This window comes from Yinghuangia sp. YIM S09857, assembly GCF_051388915.1.
GTDB lineage: Bacteria > Actinomycetota > Actinomycetes > Streptomycetales > Streptomycetaceae > Yinghuangia.
The window spans coordinates 73,225-80,769 of sequence record NZ_JBPKBH010000013.1 but is presented as its reverse complement, the minus strand read 5'-3'; the positions used below and the strand labels follow the sequence as shown (position 1 = coordinate 80,769).

7 protein-coding genes are annotated in these 7,545 nt (G+C 72.1%); 1 reads left to right on the top strand and 6 read right to left on the bottom strand.

Going from position 1 to position 7,545, the window contains the following annotated elements:
• Positions 1 to 175 precede the first annotated feature (175 nt).
• From ACRX5S_RS25720 to hppD, 4 genes are all read right to left on the bottom strand, one after another.
• Positions 176 to 868 carry an RDD family protein gene (locus ACRX5S_RS25720; protein WP_436775459.1) on the bottom strand — a complete coding sequence of 231 codons (693 nt, stop codon included), beginning with the start codon at positions 866 to 868 and terminating at the stop codon, positions 176 to 178.
• Positions 869 to 965: 97 nt separating this feature from the next.
• Complete coding sequence (locus tag ACRX5S_RS25715; RefSeq protein WP_436775458.1) at positions 966 to 1,958, bottom strand: RDD family protein; 993 nt, start codon at positions 1,956 to 1,958, stop codon at positions 966 to 968.
• 456 nt (positions 1,959 to 2,414) lie between these two features.
• Positions 2,415 to 3,803 carry an FAD-binding oxidoreductase gene (locus tag ACRX5S_RS25710; protein WP_436775457.1) on the bottom strand — a complete coding sequence of 463 codons (1,389 nt, stop codon included), beginning with the start codon at positions 3,801 to 3,803 and terminating at the stop codon, positions 2,415 to 2,417.
• A 141-nt stretch (positions 3,804 to 3,944) separates the two neighbouring features.
• Positions 3,945 to 5,078 carry a 4-hydroxyphenylpyruvate dioxygenase gene (hppD, locus tag ACRX5S_RS25705; RefSeq protein WP_436775456.1) on the bottom strand — a complete coding sequence of 378 codons (1,134 nt, stop codon included), beginning with the start codon at positions 5,076 to 5,078 and terminating at the stop codon, positions 3,945 to 3,947.
• 217 nt (positions 5,079 to 5,295) lie between these two features.
• Between hppD and ACRX5S_RS25700 the strand changes: the two genes are divergently transcribed.
• Positions 5,296 to 5,775, top strand: a complete 480-nt coding sequence (locus ACRX5S_RS25700) for an Lrp/AsnC family transcriptional regulator (RefSeq protein ID WP_436775455.1) — start codon at positions 5,296 to 5,298, stop codon at positions 5,773 to 5,775.
• Positions 5,776 to 5,806: 31 nt separating this feature from the next.
• On the opposite strand, the gene ACRX5S_RS25695 is transcribed toward ACRX5S_RS25700, so the two are convergent.
• Together ACRX5S_RS25695 and ACRX5S_RS25690 are read right to left on the bottom strand one after the other, a co-directional pair.
• Positions 5,807 to 6,574: a S16 family serine protease gene (locus tag ACRX5S_RS25695; RefSeq protein WP_436775454.1), complete on the bottom strand. Its 768-nt coding sequence runs from the start codon at positions 6,572 to 6,574 to the stop codon at positions 5,807 to 5,809.
• Positions 6,575 to 6,581: 7 nt separating this feature from the next.
• Positions 6,582 to 7,295: an IclR family transcriptional regulator gene (locus tag ACRX5S_RS25690; RefSeq protein ID WP_436775453.1), complete on the bottom strand. Its 714-nt coding sequence runs from the start codon at positions 7,293 to 7,295 to the stop codon at positions 6,582 to 6,584.
• Positions 7,296 to 7,545: the final 250 nt, after the last annotated feature.

Sequence of the window (7,545 nt, the reverse complement as noted above, 5' to 3'; positions counted from 1 at the left end):
GGGAGGGGGAGGGGGGGGGGGGGGGGGTGGCTTTTTTGTTTTTTTCTCCCCCCCCCACACCCGCGCTCGGCCCTGTCCCACGCCCCGTTTCGCGCCCCGGCGTCCGTCCGCCGACCCGCCCGCAGACCTATCCGCCGACCCGTCCGGTGTGCCCTCCGGTGTTCCGTCCCGCACGTCAGACGCGGATCACTGTGGTCTTCGCGGCCTTGTCGTGCAGGCACTGCTGCCAGGGCTGGTCCCACAGGTGCCACAGGCAGTTGACGATGAAGAACAGGACGCCCGCGCACGGCACGACGAGCGGCAACGCGAACACGCCCGCGCGCGTCCAGGCCGGGGACCCCTGCACGGGACCGCCGTCGGCGACCCGGACCACGCGGATCTTGGTGGCCATCTTGCCCAGCGTCTGGCCGTTGTTGTTGAGCATGAAGCCCTCGTACAGGAAGTACAGGACCGTGGCCACGGCGCCCGCGCCGGCCTGCTTGCCGAAGTCGACGTCGTCGGTGTCGGTGCCGACGAAGGCAAGGCCGATCGCGCAACTGAAGGCGAGGTAGACCAGCAGGTCGACGAGCCGCGCGAGGAAACGGCGACCGCTGCCGGCCAGGACGGGGCCCGCGTTGAACCCGGCGTCGTAGCCGCCGGGCGGGGGCGGCATCTGGCCGTACGGCTGCTGCCCGTAGGGCTCCTGGCCGTACGGGGGCTGCTGCCCCGGCGGCCCTTGCCCGTACGGCGGCTGCCCGGGCCCGTCCTGGCCGCCGGACGGATCCCCGCCCGACGGATCCCGGCCGGACTGGTCCCGGCCGGACTGGTCCTGGCCGGAGGAATCCTTCCGGAAGGGGTCCGGTGGTCCCGGGGGTTCGCTGGTGGTCATGCCGACCAGTAGAAGTGACGGCTAGTACGTTTTTCGGCAAATAGGCCATTTGAGGGCATGGCGTGTCTTTATGACACGCCGCCACCGCGCATCGCCGTCACCGGCGAGCCCGGCGCCGACCTCCCGCACCACCGGTGGTACCCGCCGAGGCCCCGGAGCCCGCACCCGCGCCGGGCCCCGTGTCCGCGCCCGCGCCCACCCCGCGCGCGGCACTCCCGCGCACCGAACCGCCGCCCGCCGCACCGTCACCCACCGCCCCACGACGCCCGCCGCCGCGGGCACTGCTCTGCCGCGGCCCGCGGTCGCTCTCCCCGCCCACGAACGTCCGCGCCGCCTGGTCGTGCCACATCCGCCGCACGGGGGCGTCCATCGCCCCGCGCACCAGCCCGAAGACGCCCACCAGGAGCAGCCCCGGAACCACGAACACCAGCCAGCGCATGAGGGATTGACGGAACGTCGGCGGAGCGTGCGTACCGACGTCCGCGACGCGCAGCCCGAACACCCGCTTCCCGAGCGAACGGCCCCAGCGCCACGTCGGCAGGACCTCGTACAGGAACATCGCCGCCAGCACGGCTCCGAGGACGCCCAGCGCGGCCCCCGTGGTGGTGCCGTCGACGAGCCACACCGTCTCGGTACGGCCCTCGTAGCGCACCCGGTCGATCTTGTCGCGTACGTGGTCCACCGCCGGAGGCACGACAGCCGCCGCCACCCCGGCACCGACGCCGAGCGGCACGACGAGGTCCACGAGACGGGCCAGGAACCGGCGCGACAGGGCCGCGGGCCGCCAGCGCGGCTGCGGGAACAGCTCCTGCCGGGGCGGCGGGATGAAGGGCGGCACGTCACCGCGGTGGCCCCCGGGCGACCCCTCGGCGGGACGCGCGGGCTCCTCCGCCGCCAGGTGGTCGATCGGCACCGACTCGGCCGCGATGACCTCGCCCTGGATGATGCGCCCGTGCGCCTGCTCGAAGTCGGCGCTCGGACGGCTCGAATCCGGATCCCAGGCCGCACCGTCCCAGTAGCGCACGTATCCGTCGTGCTCGGGATCGGGATACCAGCCCGCGACCGGTATCGAGGAGTGAGGCGTCGCCATGGCCCAGCATCTTGCCGCACCCCCGCTCCCCCGCGCACGACCGCGGCCCCGCCGCGACCCCCAACCACCCACGAATCCGCCCAAGTCACCCCGGCACCTGACCGGATGGTCGGCGCGCGACCGGAACGACCGCCCGCCGACGGAACCGGACGCGAGGGCGAGGAGAGTGCGAGGCGAGACGGGAAGGAGGCGAGACGAGGGTCAGGGAGAGGGCGAGGAGCGGGCCGAGGGCTGGGCGAGGGCTGGGCGAGGCGAGGGCGAGGCGGGAGCGGGCTGAGGGCCGCAGGCGAGAACGAGGCCGAGGCGGAGCGAGACGGGGGCGGGTCGCGGCCAGGCCAGGCGAGACAAGACGCGAGCGAGACAAGACGAGACGAGAGCGAAACGAGAGCAGGGCAACACGAGAGCAAGACGCGGGCAACGACAAAGCTGACGCAAGGCCCGGGGCGTCCGACCGCCTCAGGAAGCGATGACCTTGCCCGGGTTGAGGATGCCCAGCGGGTCCAGCGCCGCCTTGATGCCGTGGTGGACGCGGACCCCGACCGGCCCCAGCTCGCGGGCCAGCCAGTCGCGCTTCAAGGTGCCGACACCGTGTTCGCCGGTGATCGTCCCGCCCAGCGACAACCCCAGGCCCATGATTTCCCCGAACGCGGTCGCGGCCCGTGCGGCGGCCGCCGGATCCGCGGGGTCGAAGATCACGATCGGGTGGGTGTTGCCGTCCCCCGCATGTGCGCAGACGCCGATGACCGTGTCGTGCTCCTCGGCGATCCGCGCGACGCCGTCCAGCATGTCGGCCAGGCGCGACCGCGGGACCGCGACGTCGTCGATCATGCTGGTGCCCAGCCGTTCCAGAGCGGGCAGCGCCAGCCGCCGGGCGGTCAGGAACATCGCCGACTCCTCGGCGTCGTCGGCCGCCAGCACTTCGAACGCGCCCGCGTCCTCGCACAGTTGCCCGATGGCGGCGAGTTCCGGACGCGGATCCGGCGTGTCCACGGCGACCATCAGCAGCGCGGCGGTGTGCGCGGGCAGGCCCATGTTGGCCAGGTCGTTGACGGCCCGCACGGTGGTCGCGTCCATCAGTTCCATGAGCGACGGGACGTGCCCCGCCGCGGTGATCGCCGCGACCGCGCGCCCGACCGCCACGGTGCTGTCGAACTGCGCAACGAGGACGAGTGCCGGGGGCGGCGTCGGCTTGAGGGCGAGAGTCGCGCGTACGACCACCCCCAGTGTGCCCTCGGCCCCGACGAACAGGCGCGTCAGGTCGTATCCGGCCACGCCCTTCGCGGTACGCCTCCCGGTGCGCAGCAGCTCGCCGTCGGCCAGCACCACGTCGAGGCCGAGCACGTACTCGGCGGTCACCCCGTACTTCACGCAGCACAGGCCGCCCGCGCCCGTGCCGATGTTGCCGCCGATCGTGCAGGTCTCCCAGCTCGACGGGTCCGGCGGGTACGTCAGCCCGAACTCCCCCGCGGCCTTGGACAGATTGGCGTTGACGACGCCCGGCTCGACGACCGCCACGCGGTCCACCGGGTCGATCTCCAGGATGCGGTTCATGCGGACCAGGGACAGCAGGATGCCGCCGTCGACCGCGTTCGCCCCGCCCGACAGGCCGGTGCGGGCACCCTGCGGCACGACCGGTACTCGCAGCCGCGTGGCCACCCGCATGACGTGCCGCACCTGTTCGACGGTCTCGGCGAGGACCACGGCGGCGGGACGCCCGGCCGCGCACAGGTTCGCCATGTCGTGGGCGTACGACGCGGCCACGTCCGGATCGGTGATCAGCACCCCGTCGGGCAACCCGGCGCGCAGCGCCGCGATCGTGTCCTCGGGGCCGCCCGTGTCCGTCATTTCCGCCACCTCCGCCATAACCGCAGGTTAGCGCCGGGCGCGTCAGACGTCCGCAAGGCCGTGGACCGCAAAGACCGGCCGCTCGGGCGAACGGCCGGTCTTCGGCGGGTCCTCGGTGCGCCTTCGGCGGAACAGGCGGTGTCAGAGGTTGCCGCGCTTGTCCTGCTCGCGTTCGATCGCCTCGAAGAGCGCCTTGAAGTTCCCCAGTCCGAACCCCTGCGAACCGTGCCGCTCGATGATCTCGAAGAACACCGTCGGCCGGTCCTGCACCGGCTTGGTGAAGATCTGGAGGAGGTACCCGTCCTCGTCACGGTCCGCCAGGATCTTCAACTCCCGCAGCGTCTCCACCGGCACGTGCGTCTCCCCGGCCCACTCACCCAGGGTGTCGTAGTAGGTGTCCGGGGTGGCCAGGAACTCCACCCCCGCATCCCGCATCGCGCGCACCGTCGCCACGATGTCGTCCGTCGCGAGCGCGATGTGCTGCACCCCGGGGCCGCCGTAGAACTCCAGGTACTCGTCGATCTGCGACTTCTTCTTCGCGATCGCCGGCTCGTTGATCGGGAACTTCACCTTCCGTGTCCCGTCCGCCACCACTTTCGACATCAACGCCGAGTACTCGGTGGCGATGTCGTCCCCGACGAACTCGCGCATGTTCGTGAAGCCCATCACCCGGTGGTAGAACTCCACCCACTCGTTCATCCGGCCCAGCTCGACGTTGCCCACGCAGTGGTCGATCGCGGTGATCCAGGGCTTCGCCGGCGGCGCGGCGAGCGGACCGCGGGCGACGTAGCCCGGCAGGTACGGACCCGTGTAACCGCCGCGCTCGACCAGCGAGTGACGGGTCGCCCCGTACGTGCCGATCGCCGAGCGGACCACGGTGCCGCTGTCGTCACGCAGCTCGACCGGCTCCTCGACGCCCGGTGCGCCGTGCGCCGTGGCGAAGGCGAACGCCGCCCGCGCGTCCGGCACCGCGATGGCCAGGTCGACGACGCCGTCGCCGTGCTCGGCGATGTGCTCCGCCAACGGCGTGCCCGGCCGCATCGGCGCCGTCACCACGAACCGCGCGTCACCCGACTCCAGCACATACGACGCACTGTCGCGGTTCCCCGTCTCGGGACCCGAATACGCCACACACCGGAACCCGAACGCCGTCGAGTACCAGTGCGCCGCCTGACGCGCATTCCCCACAGCGAACACCACCGCGTCCATCCCCAACACCGGGAACGGGTCCTCGGCGGTGTTCCCGGCCTCGGCGCGGTGCAGCATCTCGGTCATGGCAACTCCCGGTTCGATCGGGGTGAACGGGCTCGTTCGGGCCGGTGCGGGCGCGTGCCGCGGGGCACAAGCCGACTCCGAGGCGGGCAGGCCTCTCTTCGAAGCCTCTCCCCACCCGGCAAGTTGCGCAACAGGTGACGATTTGACTGGTCAATCTGTATAGTCAAGCTGGGCGGAGGGCGGGATTCCTGTACACCCTGACCAGAGGGGAAGGCCTGTGGCCATCGACGGTCTCGACGCGGTGCTGATCAAGTTGCTCGACGAGGAGCCGCGCATCGGCGTCCTGGAGTGCTCACGGCGGCTCGGCGTCGCGCGCGGCACGGTGCAGGCGCGCCTCGACCGGCTGCACGCCCGGGGTGTGGTGCGCGGCTTCGGCCCGCACCTGGACCCGGCGGCGCTGGGGTACGCGGTGACGGCGTTCGCGACGCTGGAGATCCGGCAGGGACGGGGGCCGGACGTACGCGCGCACCTCGCGTCGATCCCCGAGGTGCTGGAGCTCCACACCATCACCGGGCGCGGCGACATGCTGTGCCGCCTGGTCGCCCGGTCGAACGCCGACCTCCAGCGGGTGATCGACCATGTCGTGGAGTTCGAGGGCATAGTGCGCGCGTCGACGGCGATCGCGCTGGAGAACCCGGTGCCCTACCGGGTGCTGCCGCTGGTCGAGGCGACGGCCGCGGCAGGGCGTACGGACTGACCGCCGGGCCGGACGTCCCGCCGGCGCACCGTCAGCAGGAGGGGACCTTGCCGCCCGTCTGGAAGGCCATCAGGGCGTCGATCGCGCCGCCCAGCGTCTCGACCGGGATGAGGCGCAACCCACCGGGGGCGGCGTCCTTGGCCTTGTCGCACTCCTGCTTCGGCAGCAGGAAGGCGACCGCGCCGTCGCGCTTGGCGGCCTTCGTCTTCAGCTCGATGCCGCCGATGGGCCCGACCTTGCCGGCGTCGTCGATCGTCCCGGTGCCCGCGATGATCTTCCCGCCGGTGAGGTTCTGGGTGCCGAGCTGGTCGACGATGCCGAGCGAGAACATCAGGCCCGCGCTGGGGCCGCCCACGTCCGCCAGGTTGAGGGTGACCTTGACCTGGTTCGGGTCGAGGCCCAGATGGTTCAGCGCGGCGACCGCGGCATGGTCCTGGGATTCGACCATGTCCTTGGTGTTGTCGGCGACGATCTCCTTCTTCGACTTGCCCTCGGCGTAGACCGACTTCTTGGGCACCACGGCCTCGTCGCCGTCGAACCACGCGTCGAGCAGGTCGGCGAGGTACAGCTTCTCCTCCGGGTCGGTGGCCCGGATGGTCACCAGCAGCAGCTTGCCGTCGGTCGGCTGCGGCGTCGCGCCCTCGATCTGGATCACCGGCACGCCGTCGTCTGTGCCGAGCGTGTCGGCGGTGTCGCCGGGGATGATCAGCGTGTACGGCATGGGCACCGCGAAGCTGAACACGCCGAGGATCACGACGAGAAGGAGCGACAGGACGAGGTTGCGCTTGGAACGGGCCACCCCGAGATTAAATCAGCGCGCTCTCGTCCGGCACCGCCTCCTCCTCGCGGGGTGCCGGGACCTTGGGACCGCCGCCCAGCGTCTCGGCCAGTTCGACGGCCGCCTCGGCCACCCGCGGACCGAACCGCTCGCTGTCCAACTCGCTGAACGAGAGCACTCCGACGCTCGCCTCGACCCCGGCCAGCGCGGGCACCGCCGCGGCGATGCCGGGGGCGGACCGGTGGCCGTCGCCGGGCACGTGCACGTACGGCACGGCCGGGTCGAGTCCGGCGCGCACCCGGCGCGCGGTCAGGATCGCCAGTCCGGCCGCGCCCTGTTCGAGCGGGTGGCGCGAGCCCACGCGGTACGCCACGTGGTAGTCGGTCCAGGTCGGCTCGGCGACCGCGACGGCGAGCGCGTCGAGGCCGTCCACGATGGTCAGGTGCGCGGTCGCGCCGGTCTCCTCGGCGAGGCGGCGCAGGCACGGCACCGCGGCGTCGCGCACCAACGGGTGTGCGCGGCGTGCGAGTTGCAGCGCCCCGAGGCCCAGCCGCGTACGCCCCCCGGCGTCGCGGCGTATCAGGCCGTGTTGTTCGAGCGTCGCGAGTATGCGGTACACGACGGTACGGTTGACGCCGAGCGCCGCCGAGATCTCGGGCACGGTGAGCCCTTCGGGGGCGTCGGCCAGTTGTGCGAGGACCTTGAGTCCCCGGTCCAGGGTCTGTGATGTCTCCGCGGCCACGAGAAGCCTCCCTTGCACGCGTGCTCTGCATTCCCGGGATTACCAAATCCCCGGGTCCCCACCGGCGCGACTCCGGGCGCGGCCTGGTGGCGGACGCCGGGGTCACGATGCTGTTGCGCGGCGCCAGGTCGTGGTTGCGCGGACAACTCCGTCTACCGCCCGCGGCCAGGGCAGGTTGGGGCGGTACGCCGGCTGCCTGGGGCTCTTGTCCCTGGCGCGGCCGTCGTCAATCACGGTAATTCGGGGTCAG

What these genes read in the sequence shown, in the direction of transcription:
- ACRX5S_RS25720 (WP_436775459.1), bottom strand. Translation starts at nt 868, where the DNA reads ATGACCACCAGCGAACCCCCGGGACCACCGGACCCCTTCCGGAAGGAT.
- ACRX5S_RS25710 (WP_436775457.1), bottom strand. Translation starts at nt 3,803, where the DNA reads ATGACGGACACGGGCGGCCCCGAGGACACGATCGCGGCGCTGCGCGCC.
- hppD (WP_436775456.1), bottom strand. Translation starts at nt 5,078, where the DNA reads ATGACCGAGATGCTGCACCGCGCCGAGGCCGGGAACACCGCCGAGGAC.
- ACRX5S_RS25715 (WP_436775458.1), bottom strand. Translation starts at nt 1,958, where the DNA reads ATGGCGACGCCTCACTCCTCGATACCGGTCGCGGGCTGGTATCCCGAT.